The organism is Chitinophaga filiformis (assembly GCF_023100805.1).
Taxonomy (GTDB): Bacteria; Bacteroidota; Bacteroidia; order Chitinophagales; family Chitinophagaceae; genus Chitinophaga; species Chitinophaga filiformis_B.
The window spans coordinates 4,438,155-4,460,217 of record NZ_CP095855.1; the positions used below are offsets into that span (position 1 = coordinate 4,438,155).

The following is a 22,063-nucleotide window of genomic DNA, read 5'->3' on the forward strand; positions in this document are numbered from 1 at the left end:
AATGATATACAAGATATTCAGGCGTAAATATATTTTTGTTTTACAGGCATTGCTCTTATTGCTTACCGCCGGTGCCAGTGCGCAGACCTGCCCTGCCTGGGGCCTCAGTGCTGTCACAGAGCCTTCTCTTTGCGCTGCCAGCGGTAAGATCACCCTGTCTTTTACCGGTACAGGTGCAGGTAATGTAACTGACATGCTGTTCAGCCTTGAACCGCTGACCTCCGGTGGTTACAACGTGTCGCCCAATACATCTAACGTATTTGAGAATATTCCCGCAGGCAGTTACCGCGCTTTAGCGAAAGGGATCTGTAACAATGCAGTAGTATCTGCCACAGTAGATGTAACTGTATCAGGCAACTACATTCCTTTTACAGCGGCAATATCCCAGAACCGTCCGGCATTACATGCCTGTAATACGGGAAGGGCATACGTGTCTATGAAGAACGGAAGGCTACCTTACCAGATCAATATAACAGGTAAGCCCGCTTCGTATACCGGCCGTACCTCATTTACGGCAACACAGGACATTTATATCGACAGCCTGCAGCCGGGCACCTACACAGTATCCATTACAGATGCCTGTGGAGCGGCGGCCTCTGTACAGGCTTTGGTGATCGATGAACTTTCCCTGATACCTACAGCCGATCTGTACACTGCAATGCCATATGGTGTGCCGAATACCTGTAATAAGTTCGTGATAACAGGGCCCCGCGCATATTCCGGAAGCCCTTTTGTGCAGTACCTGGCGCCGGGTACGCCGCTGACCTATAGCGTGTCTTTTGACGGCGGACCCAAAACGGCCTATAAGGACCTGGGTGGTAAAGATACTTTCACGCTGGCTGCCGGACAGACTTTTAAGGACATGTACACTAAAACGGTCACTTACTACATCAGGACGGCCTGTGGCGATGAAGTGGTATATCCCCGGGTATTCGGGATCCCTTATATGTGGGATTATTACAAGTTGAACTGTGCGACGGATTTCGACGAAACTTATTATGTGGATACCTCGTATTCACATTGTTATCCCATTTATATAAGCTTCAGGAATAAGACAACCAATGCCGTACGCTATGACACGATAAGGAAAAATGTAGACCGGCAGACCATGTCGCATTTTCCCTTTGGCACCTATCATATAACAGGTGTTACGAACGATGGTGTGACAATAGCCGATAGAGATGTAGTCATTAACGGCCCGGTATCCAATCCATATTCTGTGATCATTAACCAGAATGGTGGGCTCTATGGAAATGATGGTGCTGTGATGTTCCTCATTTACAAGTCAACAGGTTACCTCACAGCAGGAACGACCGTCACCCTGACCAGTCCTTCCAATATTCCTTATACTGCAACAGTTACGCCCGATTACCAGAGTAACACCTGGGGCGTGTACATGACACAGCATAACCCTGCACGGTATTTTTATCCGGGTAACTACACTTTCCGGGTAACTGACAGCTGTTTCAGTTATGATCTGCCCGTTACGGTGACCGAAAGAGATGTGTACCGTTTCAACCTGACCTATACAGAAGAGCAAACCTGTACCGGCCTTAAGATAAAGCCTACCGGTACGAGCGTTTATCATGATGCGCAGCAACCTGTCTATTTCAGGATCGTGAGAGGGCCGCAAGGCTCCGTAGGATATGACAATTCGATCATCACCACCGGCGATTCCCTTTTATTGCCTTTGGAAGGTACATACAGGATCGCGATGTCTTCATATCCGACCATTGTGGGCGATTTTTCGCAGGCAAACAGCCCGAATACCAAAGAGATCAACTTCACCTACAAGCCTTTGATCATAGACGTCAATAAATCGCTGGGATGGGTTTGTCCCGGCGCGCCGGATAATTCTGGTAGTATCGTAGCTGTCGCCGCCGGTGGCAGTAAGGCCGTCACAGGCGTCTTCGCCTACCGCCTGGCTGCTGAAGGAAAAGGTTCCACCGGACCTTACTGGGCCAGTAATACCACTGGTAAATTCAGTACGGCTACTTCCGGCGGCGCTTATACACTGATGAAGAACCAGAACTACGACGTACGGGTGGAAGATGAATGTGGCGCTGCAGCAGTACAGCGATTGAAGATCATCGATTTTGAAACGGCGGAACTGGCTACTTCCGATAAACTTGAGTATTGTATCGGTGACAGGATCGAGTTTAAGATCATTAACCTGCCAACAACCGCCATCACCTATGCATGGTCAGGCCCTGATAATTTCAGCAGCACTTTACAGAACCCGGTATTATCGCCGGTTACACCAAAGAGCGGGGGGAATTATCACGTGATCATCTACTCAGATATCTGCATGAATCCGATCCATGCAGACGTCAATATCACATTGGCGCCCTACAACCTGACCTGTTACAGCGCCGTGACCGATACAAGTGTAAACCCATATACCTATGGCCTGCTGGGCAACTGGAAGCCACAGCGGAGTTATTCCTATTACGCGGCAAGAACAGAGAGCAGTACGGCAACGGCCACTAATGTCAGAACAGACGGTACCATCAAAGACTTCGTTGCTTTCTGGAAAAAAGGCAGCACTGGCAGATGGCAACCACAATATGACACTACCCGCTGGATATGGAACAATACAGCCACCCTGTATAATAAAAAAGGCTTTGAGCTGGAAAATACAGATCCCCTGGGAAGATATAACGCTGCTATCTATGGATTTGATGATGCGCTGACCACCGCCGTAGTACAGAACAGTCGTTACCGTGAAGCAGCCTATGAAGGATTTGAAGACTATAGCTCCGCCGGTGCTGCCTGCGATACTGCCTGCAGCGGGGGACGCAGCTTTGATTTCTCTTCCTATAAAAGCGATCTGGATTCTACACAACAGCATACCGGGAAATACAGCCTGCGCATAGCTGCCGGTAAGAGCGCCGGTATCAGCGCGGTGATAGTACCCGATAGTACTGCCGGTTTTAATCTCTCTTTCAACAGGAATACCAACAGTTGTGTGAGCGGAGGGCAGGTACTGGGCAGTATCCGTACCAATAAGGATGCTATACTCCCGGTATATTCACCATTTGCCGGTAAGCAGATCGTGATCAGTGCCTGGGTCAAGGAGGCAAAGGACTGTAAAGGACTTAGCTATACCGGTAACAGGATGGTTATTTCAGCCAAACGGGGATCAACATCTTCCGTACTGGTTGCAACGCCAAAGGGCGGCATCATTGACGGATGGCAACGGTATGAACAACCAGTGACGCTGCCTGCAGATGCTACTGAACTGATCATATCAGTACAGGCAACCGGTACAGCTACCATATACCTGGACGACCTCCGTATACACCCTTACAATGCCAACATGCGCTCTTTTGTGTACAACTCTGCCGACCTGCGATTGATGGCGGAACTGGATGAGAACAACTATGCCACCTTCTATGAGTATGATGACGATGGTACACTGATCAGGCTGAAAAGGGAAACAGAAAGCGGCATTAAGACCGTGAAGGAGACGAGAAGCGCATTGTTAAAAGATTAATTATTCCTGGTACCCCTATTAAATAAGATATTATGCATTCTTTGCCAAGAAAGAGCGCTTTATGGCTGACGGTTTTGATGCTGCTGATGGCAGCCGGCAGCAGCTTTGCGCAAACAGGTACTGTCAGAACATTGAGAAATATACTGGACGGTAGCAGAGGTCAGTTAGCGAAAGATTCTGCTGCCACTGTTCAGGACAGCCTTTACTTTAACCCGGCGCAGATCGCTAAACTGGATACGCCTTACCAGGTAAAAAATATTGTCACCTTTAAGGTGAACGAATACAGTAACGTGTACCTGCCCGCGCAGTTCAGCGCTACCATTAATGCCCGGCTGATATATACGAAGCCCGACTTTACGATAGACTCTGTCGACAAAAGCTTCATTATCAATTATGATGCGGCAGGCAGTTATACCAACAGGAGCAGTTTCGTGTTTGCCAACGCGCACAAGGTCACAGTAAAAGTGATCAGTGTTTCGGTGACAGCTGCCGCCAGGGTGCTGAATGCACTCGTAATGGAGAATGAGATGCGGGTTACTCCCGTCTATAAATTATCCTGTACAGACGATGCGGTGAAGAATATCAGCGCTGTCAACGCGGCGAATACCGATTCTACGGACGAGCTGACTGTTACCTGGCCTGTTACTGCCGGTGCTGATGTCTATGATCTGGAATGGGCGTATGTGGATTCTTCTGCTTATACCAACAACAAATATGGCAATCCTGTCAACCCGGTATTGTTGTTCAGGAACAATGCCACCCGCGTAACGCTTGCTGATAATACCTACCGTATCCCGCTGTTGTATGATAATGGTGGCATCCTGTTCTTCAGGGTCCGGGCAGTACAACAGAAAAGCAATGTAAGCAGGGTGGAGACGGCCTGGAGCTCTGACTATAGCGGCGGACTGGGTGCTTACAATTTCACCGGTCACCAGCGAAAGCTGAATTGGCAGATGACGGTCAATTATGCCGAAGAGGGAAAGCGCAAGGCGGTAGTGGAGTACTATGATGGTAGCCTGCGTAGCAGGCAGCTGGTCACAAAAGACAATACGACCAATAAGACAACCGTTGGCGAAACCTTTTATGATTACCAGGGAAGAGCAGCTATACAGGTGATGCCTGCGCCGTCTATCAATTCGGTGATCAAATATTCACCTCGTTTTAACAGCGCATTGAATGGCGCTGAATATGACAAGTCTAATTACGACAAGCTGAATGCGCCTTCCGAATACCTTACGGCGAGGGCCAGCCAGATGTCGTCTGCAACCGGAGCGAACCAGTATTATTCCAACAACAATCCGGAAAAGAACACAGGTATTAACCAGTTTATTCCCGATGCAGGTGGATTCGCCTTTACTGAAACGGTATACACACAGGACAACACCGGCAGGATCAGCCGGCAGAGTGGCCTCGGACCTGTTTTCAGGATGGGAAGTAATCATGAAACGAGATATTACTATGGCGCTCCGGGCGATAATGACCTGGATGTGTTGTTTGGTACGGAGGCGGGCGACAAAAGCCATTACTTCAAAAATATGGTGCAGGACGCCAATGGTCAATATGCCATTACCTACCTCGATATGTATGGCCGTACCGTGGCTACTGCTTTGGCTGGTACCCCGGATAGCGCCAGCCTGGATAATCTCTCCTCCAACACCAGTTTCCCCGTAACAGATACTTTGTCAAGGGTGAACAGCAACGTGATCAAAGACCTGGTAATGGAGAATACCCAGAGCCAGCTGGTGGCGATAGATGGCGATTACCAGTTCAAATATTCCCTGGCGCCACCGGTATTACAAAAGAAAGATTGTAATAACAATACGGTATGTTATACTGCCCTCTATGATCTCGAAATAAAGATCACAGATGATGCTTATAACCTCCGCCTGGGTGGAAAAGCTTTCGACACCATCATCCGCAATTATACCGGAACGATCGTGCCTGATTGCAATACGCCCCAACCTTTGCAGGTGGCATTCACCTTACGTCTGCCCAGAGGCAACTACCAGATCACGAAGCGCCTGACCGTTAACAGGGAGGCTATGGCCTACTACAGGGACAGTGTCTTTATGAAGAAGAATCTCTGTACTACCCTGGAACAGTTTGTACAGCAACAGCGCGATTTCCTCGCCAATACACAATGTATTCCTAACTGTGCTGCCTGCCAGGACAGTATCGGCACATGGGATAATTTCCGTAACAGGTACATGACCGCGGGCGGTATTGCTACGGCCGATAGTGCCACTTACAGGGGAGAAGCACAGGCTGCATATGCAGAGGCGGTAGCTGCCTGTGAAGCTTTGTGTGAGAAAACAACGGAATCAACCGATGTAAAGGCAGCACTGCTCCTGGACGTATCTGCGCCTTCCGGTCAATATGCCGACGCTGAAGATACATTGAATGTATATTCCATTTTTTATCAGCCGGACGAGAATACGCTGCCGCCTTATAAACGCGATACCGTTACTTACCTGGATGAAGCAGGCAGGCCTGATCTGGCATATGACGAATTAAGCAATGCATATGTGATCCCCCAGCGTCTGAGACCTGAGCAGTTCGCTGCAAAGTTTAAAGCATCGTGGGCTCCGGCATTACTGAAGTTCCACCCCGAATATTGCAAGTGGCTGGAATTCCAGAAGCACCAGGCAAGTTATGTATGGGACAGGGACTTCGAAAAGACAGATACCTATACAGAAGCGAAAGCCAAAGGGTATCTGAACCCGACAGGCAATAACAGCTTCCCTTATCCGATAGTAGCCGCTAACAAAGATCCTTTGTCGCTGGAAAGCGCGGAGATGCTCAATGCGCTCCAGGCGAAGCTGACCAACTACAACGGCGGTTCCGGCAGCCAGATACTGACCATGTGGAGCACCGCAACTGCTACCCTAAAATGTGAAGGCACTAATACGTCCTGTATTACGTCTTATGCGGCGGCCACTGCGCCTTTCAACGAGAGCGCATTGTGTACGGGCGATCTGGATATGGCATGGCGTAATTTCAGGCAGTTATACCTGTCTGCAAAGCGTACTATTATCGACAATAAGATAAAGAATGCTGCTTGTCCCTCAGGTGTGTCTAACCCTACATCCGCAGCACTGCTGGCTGCCGGTAAACAGCTTAATTTCAACAATGCAACAGACGCCCTGGGGCAAAATGGGCTCGGCTATCTCAATAATGGTCAATCAGGACCAGCGTCAGATTCCGCTAATAATGCGGTGAAGCGGCATTATGAAGATAACTGTAATGCTTATGCAAAAGCATGGGTGAAACAGCTGGCGCCATGTAAGTATACCCAGGCCATGCTGAGTATCCTCATCCCGAGATTGGTGGAAGTCTGTAAGGAAGGATCGGATGTTTCTCACCCGATGGGATCCAGCTCTGTAAGGCCGGGCAGCACTTATACCTATAGGAGCTTCCAGCAGGTGCTGGAGGAATTCAATGCACAACAGGGCATTTCCAACGGTGTGGATTGTAATGGATACCTGATCACAGCACCCGCGCCTTATGACAAGCAGGTGGCATACGGCAACAAGCCGGTATATTCCAAACCCGATACCTGCGAGTGTCGCAAGCTGAATAACCTGCGGGCTGAATATCTCCAGTATGGTAAAACCACAGATGGCAGTTTCGCTGGGTACCTGGCGCGTACAAGGCAGATCAACATGTCGGATGCCGACCTCACGCAATTGCTGAACGCATGTAATACTACCAGCAGCTGTACTTACTTCACAAAGATCATCAGTCTGCCGCCGGCATTGCAATGTAATACCGGCGAGATATGTGTGCCATGCAGTGTGGTGAATAATGCGTATAACAGATTTACGGATAAGTTCCCGGGCATCACACCGACGATAGAAGAAGCGGATACACTGCAGCGGAAGCGGAATACCCTGTTTGCCAATTACATGAACAATGAACTGGGCTTCAGTAAACAGGCATGGGAGTACCTGAAGTTCCGTGCTGATTGCCCGGCGCCGCCGCAACCATCAGCTACTTGTACAACGATTACTAATATCAGGAACAACTTCCTGAGCCTGTATCCTGTTACACTGGGGGATTCTGTTACGGTTGACAAGACGGCTCCGACCCTCAGGATCACACACCTGCTGAGCACCAGGACTACGGCCTATGCTTCATCAGTGACCCTGGGAGCATCGGTATGGACGAACAACGGTGTATGGTTTACTTTCAGGGACAATATTGTATTCAATTTTGCCAGAATTGCGAGAGGCGCCAATATCACTTATGCAGACATGAACCTGTTTGCAAAACCCGCCTCTGCTGGTGGTGAGCTGGTCTGTGGTTCCTTATCGCATTACGCTGCTAATCCGGGAACCATTAGTTTGTTGTTTTCCCGTTCGCTGGGACCTGTAGTAGCCAATGTCACGACATGGGCGGGGCAACCAGGAACGGTAGCAGCCAATACGCTCACCATACCTCCGATCACGAGTACGCAGAGTAGCGCCAACTATTTGAACCAGGTCTGCACGAACCTCGTGAGGGATATGTATACCGCTTCCCGTAGTGGTACTGATTTTGGGTTAATAATGAGACTGAGTTCGGAGCCTGCAACCACGCGTAACGGATTTGTGTTCTGGTCAAATTCCACCACCAATGCCAACGCCATACCACCATTCCTGAATGTTAGATACAGGGCGCACAGATGTAATGAGTTTGAAGTTTACTTCAATGAGAATTACGGGCAGGGCACGAATTACACCATGCCCCAGATAGATAGTTTCTATCTGGCAAATTGTGGAAATGTTTCAGGTGTGTGTGGCAGTACGCCACCTGCGACGCCGACGCCGGTATATGATGGGCCCTTATTATGCGGAAAATCAACGCCTGTATTCCCGCCTACGGATGTGAATACGGTAAATAACTGTTCTGATACCGCTTTCTTCTCTGTCAGCAAAGGAACAGAGTTATACAATGCTTACCGCGATTCCCTGCTGGGCAGTTTCGGACAGGACTATATCAATACAGGACTGCTGGCGGCGAACAGGGAAGTATTTACAGTAAGTTATACCACCAGTGAGTATCACTATACCTTGTTCTATTACGACCAGGCGGGCAACCTGGTGAAAACCGTACCTCCTGCTGGTGTCGTAATAGACAGGTCTGCGGCCTGGGTGAATAGTGTGAAGGCTGCCAGAGCGGCCGGACAGGTGAAAGTACCGGCGCATCAGAAAGTTACCCAGTACAGGTACAATACGCTGAACCAGATAGTGGAACAGCAAACGCCGGATGGAGGGATCAGTAAGTTCTGGTACGACAAGCTGGGAAGACCGGTATTATCACAGAACGCCCAGCAGCGGGTAACGCGCGACTACAATTATACATTTTATGATGGACTGGGACGGGTAATGGAAATCGGCCAGTTGAGGAGCAATACCATCGTGAACGACAACCTCACCCGCAACCCGACCACCCTCCAGCATTTTTATTCAAGTGCCCGTGCCACCTGTGTACAGATCACACGTACCACCTTTGATATTCCTTATGCGCCTTTATCACAACTGGTCCTGTCTGCCCGCAATCTGCGTAACAGGATAGCATGGACCGCGGCATATGACAATGCGACTACCCTGGGCGCCGGCAACTATACAGCTGCGACTTTCTATAGTTACGATGTACATGGTAATGTAGATACGCTACTACAGGACTATAAGAAAGGCGGCATGGCCGATGCCGGGAACAGGTTTAAGAAGATTGTTTATAAGTATGACCTGATCAGCGGCAATGTGAAACAGGTGGCTTATCAGCCTTCCCAGGCAGATGCGTTTTATCATCGTTACACCTATGATGCAGAGAACAGGCTCATAAACGTGGAGACCAGCAAAGACAGCGTGTACTGGGAGAACGATGCCTATTATCAATATTACAGGCATGGCGCACTGGCAAGGCTTGTACTGGGGCAACAGCAGGTGCAGGGACTGGATTATGCTTACACATTGCAGGGCTGGCTGAAGGGTGTGAATTCAACTTCGATCGGTGGCAGTACGGATATGGGCCAGGATGGTACAGCGGGTAGCCCTGTGGCAAGAGATGCGGTTGGTTATGGTCTGTACTATTATGGTATCAGGGACTATAACCCGATTGGTAGCCAGGCGCCCTTTGCACCGATTGAGGGCACTGGCTTTAAGTCACTCTTCAATGGCAATATTGCAGCAGGTAGTCAGCATATCCCTGCTTTGGGTGAGTCTTTATTATCGGTCTACAGCTATGACCTGTTGAATCGTCTCAAAGGGACACAGGCCATCCGCGGATTAAATACAACAACCAATAAATGGACCCCTGTAGCGATCCAGGATTTCAAAGAAGGTATTACATATGATGAAGACGGCAATATCCTGACCTATAGCCGCAACGGCAACAGCACATTTGCCGGTAAACCGCTGGCAATGGACAATCTTACCTATACCTACAAGGCAGGTAAGAACCAGCTCGATTTTGTGGCAGATACAGTAGGTACAGGCAGGTACGATGATGATATTGATAATCAGACGGCAGGCAATTTCGCTTACGACAGTACAGGTAACCTGATAAAAGATAATGCGGGTGGTATTACCAGCGTTGTCTGGACAGTTGACGGCAAGATAGCCTCCATTACAAAGAGCGATGGGACGGTAGTTACTTACACTTATGATGCATCCGGAAACCGTATCAGCCAGACAGTGAACGGTGTACAGACCTGGTATGTACGGGATGCAGCCGGCAATACGATCAGCACCTATATTAAAGGGAATAGCAACGTCAATGGCGGGAATCTTACCCAGACAGAAGTGTATCTGTACGGTCTTGGTCGCCTGGGTGTGAGCGCATTTAACAGGGACCTGCAAAATGTTGCCCTGCCTGACCTGACAAATATGTCCGGACTGGGCGCCGGAATTGCCGGCAACTTTACGAGAGGAAGCAAGTCCTTCGAGATAAGCAACTTTCATGGCAATGTGCTGGCAACGGTATCTGATAAGAAACGTGGCGTGTCGAACGACAGCGCTACGATCAGCTATTTCATGCCGGATGTGCTTTCAACGCAGGAATACTACTCTTTCGGTATGAAGATGGCCGGCAGGGGGACCGGCAATAATGACTACCGCTTTGGATTTAACGGACAGGAGAAATCGATCGGGGTCGGCACTAATAATTATACCGCTCAGTACTGGGAGTATGACAGCAGATTAGGTCGCAGGTGGAATATGGACCCTGTTGTTAATCCGGGTGAAAGTCCTTATGCTACTTTCGCCAATAGCCCCATTCTTGTGAGCGACACGAAGGGAAATTGCCCGGATGGGAAATGTGGCGATAAAGAGAAGGTGGCAGCATATGAAGTGGTCAAAAAACATTTTGACCCCAAGAAAAACCGTAAGGACATTTCTGCTGAGCTGAAGCAGTCGGCCCTGGAATGGTTCTTAAAAGAGTATACGAGCGGTGGATATCCGAAGGATACGAAAGTAGGAGACTATGCGCATTTCGAGAAACTGGTGCTTGATACCTGGACCGGCGCTTTTGCTTCTTCCTTTTTCTCAAGATTTGAGTCGAACGATAAGCTCATTCAGGGTATGTCCACCTCATCGGGTAAGGCATTTGCTATTCAGTATCTATTGGGGAAGGATTGGAGCGATTTGCAGGTGTTTGGTAATGTGATGGTGCCGCAGATCATGGATTTCTTTACTGGTGCTGCTGTGGGCAGTAATCCCGGTTTTAATACACCACAAAAGCTACCGTCAAGAGCAGGTATTAATATCGGCTTCAGCGAAACGCTTTTCAGTGACATTCCGAAGGGAGCAGGCGCATTGTTAGGGAAGCGGGGAGAAGAATTAACAGAAGTCATGATCCGCCATGCATATCCGAATGCAACTATCGGAAAACAAGTGTATTTTTATTTTTCGAAGACGAACTACGCTAAACTGGATTTTGTTGTTGTCAATGAAGGGAAGGTGGTTGCCATCTGGGAAAGTAAGGTCAATGGAAGCGTGTTGTCGGGGCCACAGCAATTGCTGTTCATTGAAAAGCAGGCCGGGGCCTTTGGTGGTAAAGCTGCCAAAGAAGTAGGTATCGCCGGTCAAAGTGCAGAGGGGGCATTGCTGCGTGAGGTAAGGTATGAATCAGGTACGGGAGCTGCAACAATCATTTCGCATTAAGTATGAATAAAAAGGAGATTATAAAATTACTACGTTCAAAAGTTGACAAAGAACTGAAGGCCCTTGGATTTGCATACAGGAGCAAGGAGGAGAGCTATGTAAAACAGGATAAAGAAACACAGCTGTTCTTTGAAATTTCCCTGCTCTTGCTGGACTATGCGGATTATGAGAGTGGTGCAATAGGGAAGTATGTGGAATTATATGTTAATGTGTATCACAAAGAGGTGTCTGAAATCTTACTGGAAACGTCTACACGTAGTTTTTTAGGGTCAATGTTTTATTTTAAAATAGTGGGGAACTTGTTGGCGGATATAACCTTGAATCCCAATATTGCTGATTATACCAAACGTAATAATTTCAATTATTTCAAATTGAATTTTCCGCCGGGAAAGGAATCGGATGTATCAGATGATATATCATCAAAGATGCTGTCTGTCGTTCATCAGCATATAATACCTTTTTTCAACACTGTCAATACATTGGAAAAGATCAGGAATATGCTGGATCAAAGTTATGAGGCCACCCTGTCTGTTCATAATGTAAACAATGAAAGATTACTGGCCCTGGTTGTGCTGTTGCTGCAATGTAAAGATGATGCCATGTTGGAAAAGATACAGCGGATCAGAGCGCATTTCCTTTCTATTGATCATAGTACCGCATTAAGGGAACTTGATAATATTTTAAGTAAGTACCATTGATGCCGTATTGGGTGTATAAGTATCTGGAAGGTATTGTGTTAAGTAGATAATTGGCTATTGAATATTAGTTTGATGCCCGGGGCTGATCAACAATAATGATCAGCCCCGTTTTTTTTTTCAGCAGATGGCGGACCTCTTATCGCCAGCCAGGTCAAATCCGGTACGCTTGATAATTTTTCCCCAAATGTTTTGAAATCTACGGTATTGTGTGTACGTTTACAACCAAGACGAGTTTGCAACAAAACGAACAAAGAGGACAATAAGAGACACAGTACACGAGTAATGTTGCCCAACTACCATTAACAGTGAAGACGTAACCACTAATTGATGTTGTAACTGACAACACCAGTCTTTCGCGTAGCAAAAAACAAAAAAAACATCATAAAAAGCTATCAATGAAATCAGTTATCCCTATCCATCAACGCCCGCCAGATAAGTGTATTGGTGACATGTTTACCGTACGGCTCATTTTGTAATACCAGGAGAATAAGCCTGAAGGCTACTATCAGACCTATACGATTCCTCTTCTCCGGAGGAACAGGAACGCTATTTCCTATACTAAAATATACATTCAATGATACTGGAGATTGTTGCCAGACATAAGAGAGCGTTTGCCGTCATAATGCTGACGCTCCTTTATTGTGATGCAGTATTGCCCGCTTATGTATTTGCTTCGGCGCGGGCAGATAGTCGTAATTATACGGGGCGAAGACCTGTCGTGATACCTGTTAAGGAAGCCGGTAGTATGGCGAATACTTCGAGGTCAGGCCCTGTTAAAGCCGGGGCAGCGCCTTCCTTAAAAGCGAAAGCGGAGGCTGCTGCTGGCGGCCCCGGTCAGCCGGAGAGCCAGGCATTCCACTCTGTGAACAGCAACAATATGGTTGACCTGTTCACGGGCGATTTTTCCTACAACATTCCCCTGATGGACGTAGGTGGCTATCCGCTGGCGATCGGCTATAATAGCGGTATCTCCATGGACCAGGAAGCCAGTTGGGTAGGGCTGGGGTGGAATATTAACCCCGGGGCCATTACCCGTAATATGCGTGGCCTGCCGGACGATTTTAACGGCAGGGATACCATTCAGAAAGTGGTATCAGTAAAAGAGAACCGTACAGTAGGCGTAACAGTGGGAGCCGATGTGGAGATCACCGGTTTAAGCGAGTATGCGCAGTTCGGCGCTGGCGCCAGCCTGGGTATTTTACATAACTCATATAAGGGTATTGGCCTGGAAACCAGTGTGAATACCAGTATCAGCGCTGGGTCCAGCAGCATGGGATGGTTTACGACCGGCTTGTCCGTCACCAACAGTTCACAGGAAGGACTAACCATCGGCAGATCACTGGCATATAAGTTTGCCGATGAACAGGCAAGGCAGAAAGGTGGCCTGGGGGGAAGTGTATCTACAGGATGGTCTTACAATTCCAGGGAAGGCTTAAAGGCACTCACCTTTTCCGCTGGTTTGCGGCAATACACCATGGACTACCTGAACAGGCCCGCTGTACAGAGTGCCGGTATTTCTTCTTATATCTCTTTTGCTCATCCGGCTTTCACACCTGCCATCAATATGCCGGTTACCAATACGATGTATAATTATACCGCAAAGGTTGGCTGGGAAGCACAGGTGGTACACCCCAGTGTGTTTGTGAGCGGGTATGTATCCAAACAACGCATCGCACCGGAAGATAAACGCAGCGCCCTGCCGGCATATGGTTATCTCAATTACCATAGCGCTAACGGCAATGAAGGCGCTTTGCTGGATTATAACAGGGAAAAGGAAATCGCTTACCGGGAAAAACCTGCCGTTCCCAATATTGCAGTACCTTCTTATACATATGACGTATTCTCCATCACCGGAGAAGGTACAGGAGGCATGTTCCGTGCGTATCGCGGGGATATTGGATTTATATACGATCATGCAGTAAAGACGCGCGACAATTCTTCCCGTGGTAGTGTAGATATTGGTTTGGGTAGCCTGGCGCATGCGGGTGTGGACCTCGGTATCACCAGGGCCTATTCACAGAGCGGTCCCTGGATAGAGCAGAACCCCTTGGCTACCACCATTGCCTTCAGGAAACCGGACAAACTGTTCGAAAGCGTTTATTTCAGGAACCCGGGAGAGAAGACGATCAATACCAGGGCATTCTATGACGCTGTTGGCGGCGAGGATGTGGTATCGGTAGACCTCTATCAGTCGGGTAACAGTAGTGCTGTGATACAGACTGCCAACAGGTTGAATGTTTACAAGAACAAACGCTTCGTGGGCAATAAATCCTTATCCTCAGCAAATGTATATAAAACTGAAAGAGACAAACGGGGACAGGTTATTTCTTACCTGACCGCAGCAGAAGCCAGTGTAGCCGGTTTGTCAAGATATATAGACAACTATACCCGCAATGTATATAGTATTGGTAATTGTGGCAATACCTTCCCCGATGATGTGAATGGTAATGGTGCAGGACTGAGAGGAGAGTATTTCAGGGGAAGAAAATTCGAAACAAAACTCTTTGAGAGAACCGATGCCACGATCAACTTCAATAATAAAGACGAGATCAATCAGAACCTGCCTTCCGGCGCTGCCAGGCTGGATAACGATTTCTCGGTACGCTGGACGGGAAGAATAAAAGTGCCTTCCACGGGCCCTTATCGTTTCAGTACCAACAGCGATGACGGTGTAAGGGTATATCTCAATGATACCCTGATCATTGACCGCTGGAATGACCATGCTAATATGAAAGATACTGCCTGGGTCAATCTTGTGGCAGATCAGTTATATAATATCAGGACGGAGTATTACCAGGCGCGCGGTGGTGTGATCATGAAACTGCAATGGCGGCCATTAGCCGCTGCGGAAGTGGTGATTCCGACCGCAAGTCTTTACCTGATGCCTGATAAAGATACTTTCGTGGTAGGTAATAATCTGTCGAAAGAAAAACGTGTGAACGATTTCCGTAAGGCTGATCATATCTCCGAAATAGATGTCCTGAATACGGACGGCCGCCGCTATGTATATGGTATTCCTGTGTACAACCTGAAGCAGCGTGACCTCACGTTTTCCGTGGCCGCCGGTACAGGAAGAAGGGCGGAAGGATTGGTGAAATACACGCCCGGTCTTGATAATACCGTGAACAATAACAAGGGGAACGATAATTATTTCGACAGTGAGGAGATGCCGGCTTATGCGCATACATTCCTGCTGACAGGTATCTTGTCGCCCGACTATACCGACCTGACCGGGGACGGTATTTCCGATGATGATCCGGGGAATGCCATCAGGTTTAACTATACCAAGGTAGCAGGTATTAAGAACCCTTATAAATGGAGATCGCCGGCAAATGACAGTGCCAGTTACAGTGAAGGTTTACTTACCGACAACAGGGACGATAAAGGCAGTTATGTGGCGGGCGATAAAGAGCTGTGGTACCTGCACTCTATTGAGTCAAAGAACATGATCGCTACTTTTAAACTGAGCGACAGGGATGACCTTTTTGCTATTACGGAAGATGGCGCCAAACAGCCGGCACGTGTAGCTAAAAAGCTGGAAGAGATCAACCTGTATAACAAGGCTGATTTTCAAAAGTATAATACTGCTGCCAGACCCGTGAGGACAGTGCATTTTGAATATACCTATGAGCTGTGCCCCGGCTCGAACAGGGGAATTAATACCACGGGTAAGCTGACGCTTAAACGTATCTGGTTCACCTATAATGGTAATGACAAGGGCAAGCGGAACCCTTACGTATTTGCGTACAACAGTTTCAATCCACCTTACAATAGCAAGGCCTATGACCGTTGGGGCAATTACAAGGATAACCTGCAGAACCCGGGTGCCACTGCCAGTAATCCTATTTACAACGCGGAATATCCTTATACGCTGAGAGACAGTGCGCAGATGGCTAAGAACGTGGCTGCCTGGACGCTGGATTCTATTATCCTGCCATCAGGGGGACATATGAAGATCGATTATGAAAGCGACGATTATGCTTATGTGCAGAACAAAAGGGCTGCACAGATGTTCCATGTGGCTGGCTTTTCAGCTTCTAAACCGGCTGCCACCAGTGATCTGAGTAACTCGTTGTACGGGCTTATTGATTATCTGTATGTGGCCGTGAACGTGCCTAAGCCGGTCAGCAGCAATGAAGAAGTATACCGGCGTTACCTGGAAAGGATGGATAAGATCTATTTTAAGTTATCCGTACAGGTGCCCTCAGATAAATTCGGTGCAGGAAATGAATATGTGCCGGTGTATGCCACACTGGACGACAGTTATGGCTTCTTTAACAATGGGTCGACCATCTGGTTCAAGGTAAGGGCGATTGATGCCAAAGGCAATGTGGGAGATCCGCTGAGCGTGTTCAGTCCTATGGCACAGGCAGCACTGCAATACCTGCGCCTGAACCTGCCTTCCAAGGCATACCCGGGTTCCGATGTGGGAGATAATGTAGACCTGGGCGACGCGATCAAGGTCCTGTTGTCGCAGGCGGACAATATCACCAATACAATGCTGACGTTCAATGTGGCTGCCCGGGCAAAAGGCTGGATGAAAACGATCGATACACTACGGTCGCTCGTGCGCCTCAATAGCCCGGTATACCGGAAGTTTGGTGGCGGCCTGCGGGTGAAAAGGATCAGGATCTACGATAACTGGACCAAAATGACCCAGCAGAAAGAGTCGGTGTATGGTACTGAATATCAATACACCACCCAGCTTACTACCGCTGCGGGCGTTGAGACGATCAGCAGTGGCGTAGCCAGTTATGAACCGACATTGGGAGGAGATGAGACCCCCTGGCGGCAGCCGGTAGAATACACGCAGCAGGCAGCTGTCCTGGCCCCGGTAGAACTGGGATATACGGAGTATCCACTGGGTGAGTCTTTCTTCCCGGCGCCTTCTATAGGGTACCGGAAGGTAAGGACACGTTCCATCAACAGCAAGGAAGTGCGCTCGGCAAATGGTTACCAGGAATACTGTTTCTATACAAATTACGAATTCCCTGTTATGACAGATATGACCCTGCTGGCAGATGGCAAGAAGCGTTTTAAACCTGCGCTGGCCAATTTCCTGCGCATTAATGCCCGTCATTTTGTAGCGGTAAGCCAGGGCTTTAAAGTAGAGCTGAATGACATGCATGGTAAACCCAGGTCAACGGCGGTATACCCCGAAAGTGATCCTGATAACCCGGTTGCAGCTACGGAGTTTTTTTACAGGGAAGATGACCCTGGCGCTACTGTCAGACATCTGAACAATACTGTCACCACGATAGCGCCTGATGGCACCGTCAATACTGCAGCGGTGATCGGCGAGGATATTGAGATCATGACGGACATGCGCGAACATAAGAGCGTAACCAACGCCAATAACTTTAACCTGAACTCGGAGCTGTTCTCTTTCGGTTTTCCTCCAATCATGATCATACCTACTTTATGGAACCTTGCACAGCGGGAAGAAGTGAAGTTCAGGTCTGCGGCGGTGACGAAAGTGATCAACCGCCACGGTATACTGGACAGTACCGTTGTGACCGACAAGGGCAGCAGGGTAACGGCCCGCAATCTTGCTTATAACAGCGAAACAGGCGGCGTACTGCTGACCAGCACACAGAACCTCTTTGGAGATCCGGTATACCAGTTCGAGTGGCCTTCCGGCTGGGCATACGAAGGTATGAGCGGCGCTTATAAGAACCTGAATGTGGTGCTGGACGATATCTACGTCAACAAAGGAAAGATCACCAGTGGCCTTGGCCAGGCAACAGCCGCCACTTATTTCTATGGCGGAGATGAGATCCTCGTTGCTTCCAAAGTGAAGACTGGCGGGACTGATTGTTCACCTGAGATAGCTTCCTTCCCGGCATTCAGTACACTGTATGCGGTGGATGCGAATGCAAAAGCAGGCACTGCACCCGATATTTACCTGGTAGACGCCAACGGAACGCCATTTACCGGTAATGATGTATCGCTGAAGATCGTACGCTCCGGCAGAAGGAACATGGATGTTCCTGTGGGAACGGTCACTATGCTGAATAATCCGATAGTGAAGAACGGAACCTCCTGGAAGCTGGTCATAGACGATACTTCAAGGGTCATTAAAGCCAGTGTAACAGAATACAAACAGGACTGGCAGGTAGCAGACCGTAAAAAACAAAAAGCGGTGTGCGCTAATTGATCAGCAGTTTAGAAAAGTAAGTCAGTAACAGTCCTTATCTGTGATACTATGAAATGTAAATTAACAACTGAAAATAAATACCCCGTTTTACTGCTGGTGCTGCTTTTATGGACGGCCCGCACAGTGAATGCGCAATGTACGTCCTGGGGTATCAGCGCTGTGGCTACAGCTTCTACCTGTGCCGCCAATGGAAAGATCACGCTTTCCTTCACAGGAACAGGAGCCGGCAATGTCAGCAATATGTTATATAGCCTGGAGCCGCTGACCGCAGGCGGATATGCCGTATCACCCGGTACTTCGGCGGTGTTTGAAAATGTGCCGGCTGGCAGCTACAGGGCGGTGGCAAAAGGGAACTGTAACAGCCAGGTAGTATCTGCCACGGTAGATGTAACGGTGCCTGGCACCTATGTGCCTTTTAAAGCAGCTGTTGCGCAGAACAAGATTACCCTGTACCAATGTAATACCGGACAGGCATATGTAACGCTCAGCAATGGCAAGACGCCTTATACGGTCACCATCACCAGCGCACCTGCCGCTTATACAGGACGGAGAACATTTGTGGCTACCACCAGTTTTGTGATAGATAGTTTGTGGGGTGGCGACTACACATTTTCAGCGACGGATGCCTGTAGTGCTGCGGCCTCCACACAGACCATCACCATCACCGAATTAAAACAGCTGGGACTGAGCGATCTGACCTTTATAGAGCCGGCAATGATCAGGAATACCTGTAACAGGATCATCTTCAAATCGCCAGGCAGCGTCACCAGCAGTCCATATGCGCCCTATTTCCTGGGGGCTACACCGCTGACTTTTGCTGTGTCTTACAATGGCGGTGCAAAGTCTCCATACAGGGCTATAGGGGCTACAGATACCATCACGCTGCCTGCAGGACAGACCTTTGCCAGTACATATGGCGATACCGTGATGTATTATTTCAAAACTCCCTGCGGCGGTGAGGTAGCCATCCCTTATATGATACGAATGCCTGCAATGAGCAACTATTCGGAATATAATTGCAGCAGGGATTTCAATGCAGGATATTTTGTGGATACTACGAGGATCGTCTGTTATCCTGTTTATGTCACCTTAAAGAATACCGCTACCAATGCGATAAGATATGATACGCTGAAGGCGCCGGAGCTGCAGCGCCTTATTAAAAACGTTCCTTTTGGCAATTACTCGTTCAATGCGGTAACGGCCGACGGGGCAAAGCTGCGCGATGATTTTATCCTGAATGTTTCAGCGCCTCCCGCCAATCCATATATCCTGCGCTTACAGCCGAATGAAGGGGTCACCGGTAATGACGGCGCTATCGCTTTTTCTTTCAGCAGGCCAGGTGCATCATTGCCTGCAGGCCTGAATATAAAACTGATAAGCCCATCCGATTATACATATTCTTTCACCGTATCAGGCAACAGGCCTAACAGTGCGCTGGTCTCTATCAGTGACGATAATCCCAGGCGTTATTTTTATCCCGGCACATACCTGTTCAGGCTTACAGATACCTGTGGTACATACGATATGCCGGTGACTGTGACAGAGAATGATGTGTATCGTTATACCTGGGATATTGCCAGCGCACAGACCTGTACAGGACTGGCAGTGATACCTGTAGGGAAGGCTATGTACCAGGGCGCTGAACAGCAAGCCTACTTCCAGATCCTCAGGGGGCCGCTTGGCGGAGTGGGATTTGACAGAACGATCGTTAGCTCGGGTGGTACCCTGTTGCTGCCATCTGAAGGCACTTACCGTATTGGCGTCTCAGCCTACCCCACAGTGATACAGGACTTTAGTGTATATGGAAACGGTGTGACGTTGAAAGACATCAATTTTAGATATCAGCCACTGATCATTGATGTCAATAATTCCCTTGGATGGATCTGTCCTGGTCAGCCGGATAATTCAGGTACCATCCAGGCCAATGCTATCGGCGGTAGTAAAATAAAGACAGGCGTGTATACCTATAAGCTCGCTGCACAGGGGAATGGCGCCACCGGGCCTTACTGGGCAACCAATACCACCGGCAGGTTCAGCACTGCTGCTGCGGGCGGCGCATATACCCTTTTGAAAGATCAGAACTATGATGTACGGGTGGAAGATGAATGTGGAAGTGCGGCAGTACAAACCTTGAAGATCATAGACTTCGAAACTGCGCAACTGTCAAAGACAGACAAACCGGAATATTGTATTGGCGATAAGATCACATTCAATATCATCAACCTGCCCACCACAGCGATCACTTATGCCTGGACAGGCCCGGATGGCTTTACCAGTACAGAGCAGAATCCGGTGTTGTCTCCTGTTACTGTCAACAGTGGCGGGAATTATCATGCTACCATCTATTCAGATATCTGTATGCAACCTATTCAGACTGATGTGCTGGTGAAACTGGCTCCTTATAATCTAAGTTGTTACAGCGCTGTTACCGATACCAGTGTGAATCCCTATGCTTACAGCCTGATGGGCAACTGGCGGCCGCAGCGGACCTATAGCTATTACGCCGCAAGAACGGAGAACAGTACCTCGCAGACAGTGAATTTACGGACGGATGGTACTATAAAGAACTTCAAATCTTTCTGGCAGCTTAACGGCACGGGCATTCAGCCGCAATATGATGAGAGCCGCTGGTTATGGAACAGCGAGAGTACCATGTTCAACAGAAGAGGGCTGGAGCTGGAAAACAAAGACCCTATGGGAAGGTTCAATGCCGGTATTTACGGCTTTGATGATGCACTGGCAGTAGCGGTAGTGCAGAACAGCCGTTACAGGGAAGCAGCATATGAGGGGTTTGAAGACTATTTCTTTGGCGGCACTTATTGCGATACTTCCTGCAGTGTTGGGCGCAGCTTTGACTTTTCAGGTTACAGGAACAACCTGGACTCCCTGCAATCACATACGGGCAAATATAGCCTGCGGATAGCGGCAGGCCAGAGCGCAGGCATCAGTACGGATATCCTGCCAGACAATGGCACTGCCTTCAACCTGTCTTTTAATAAGGAGACAAACAGCTGTGTAACAACAGGACAGGTACTGGGTGGCATACGTACCAATAAGGATGCTATTCTGCCGGTATATTCACCATTGCCGGGAAAACAGATCCTGATCAGCGCCTGGGTAAAGGAACAGCAGGATTGTAAAGGCCTTGGTTATACCGGCAATAAAATGAATATCACCGTGAAAAGAGGAGCAGTTGTTACAACGCTCACTGCGAATCCGAAGGGAGGGATCATCGATGGCTGGCAACGTTATGAACAGGTGGTGGACCTGCCTGCAGATGCCACATCCTTGTCTGTAACCCTGGTATCTACAGGAACTTCAGCGGTATACCTGGATGATCTGCGGATCCATCCCTACAATGCCAATATGCGGTCTTTTGTGTACAGCCCTGCAGACCTCCGCATGATGGCGGAACTGGATGAGAACAACTATGCTACTTTCTTTGAGTATGATGATGATGGTACGCTTGTGAGAGTGAAGAAGGAAACAGAAAACGGCATTAAGATGATCAAGGAATCCAGAACCGCCCTGATAAAGTAATAGATAACATAATACTGCCCTAAATAAG

At 48.5% G+C, this 22,063-nt stretch carries 5 protein-coding genes; all 5 read left to right on the plus strand.

Features of this window, described 5'->3' with window-relative positions:
- Window position 1 precedes the first annotated feature (1 nt).
- The 5 genes from MYF79_RS17540 (at window position 2) to MYF79_RS17560 (ending at window position 22,035) form a co-directional block, all read left to right on the plus strand.
- Window positions 2-3,496 (plus strand): hypothetical protein, encoded by a 3,495-nt coding sequence (locus MYF79_RS17540; protein WP_247808952.1) that lies wholly within the window; start codon window positions 2-4, stop codon window positions 3,494-3,496.
- 32 nt (window positions 3,497-3,528) lie between these two features.
- Window positions 3,529-11,640, plus strand: coding sequence for an RHS repeat protein (locus MYF79_RS17545; protein WP_247808953.1), 8,112 nt, complete (start codon window positions 3,529-3,531; stop codon window positions 11,638-11,640).
- Window positions 11,641-11,642: 2 nt separating this feature from the next.
- Window positions 11,643-12,338 (plus strand): hypothetical protein, encoded by a 696-nt coding sequence (locus MYF79_RS17550; RefSeq protein WP_247808954.1) that lies wholly within the window; start codon window positions 11,643-11,645, stop codon window positions 12,336-12,338.
- A 574-nt stretch (window positions 12,339-12,912) separates the two neighbouring features.
- Window positions 12,913-18,495, plus strand: a complete 5,583-nt coding sequence (locus MYF79_RS17555; RefSeq protein WP_247808955.1) for a PA14 domain-containing protein — start codon at window positions 12,913-12,915, stop codon at window positions 18,493-18,495.
- Between the two features lie 48 nt (window positions 18,496-18,543).
- Window positions 18,544-22,035 (plus strand): hypothetical protein, encoded by a 3,492-nt coding sequence (locus tag MYF79_RS17560; protein ID WP_247808956.1) that lies wholly within the window; start codon window positions 18,544-18,546, stop codon window positions 22,033-22,035.
- Window positions 22,036-22,063 lie beyond the last annotated feature (28 nt).

Bases quoted from the DNA above. Each gene is read 5' to 3' on its own strand.
- MYF79_RS17540 (WP_247808952.1), top strand. From the start codon at position 2: ATGATATACAAGATATTCAGGCGTAAATATATTTTTGTTTTACAGGCA.
- MYF79_RS17545 (WP_247808953.1), top strand. From the start codon at position 3,529: ATGCATTCTTTGCCAAGAAAGAGCGCTTTATGGCTGACGGTTTTGATG.
- MYF79_RS17550 (WP_247808954.1), top strand. From the start codon at position 11,643: ATGAATAAAAAGGAGATTATAAAATTACTACGTTCAAAAGTTGACAAA.
- MYF79_RS17555 (WP_247808955.1), top strand. From the start codon at position 12,913: ATGATACTGGAGATTGTTGCCAGACATAAGAGAGCGTTTGCCGTCATA.
- MYF79_RS17560 (WP_247808956.1), top strand. From the start codon at position 18,544: ATGAAATGTAAATTAACAACTGAAAATAAATACCCCGTTTTACTGCTG.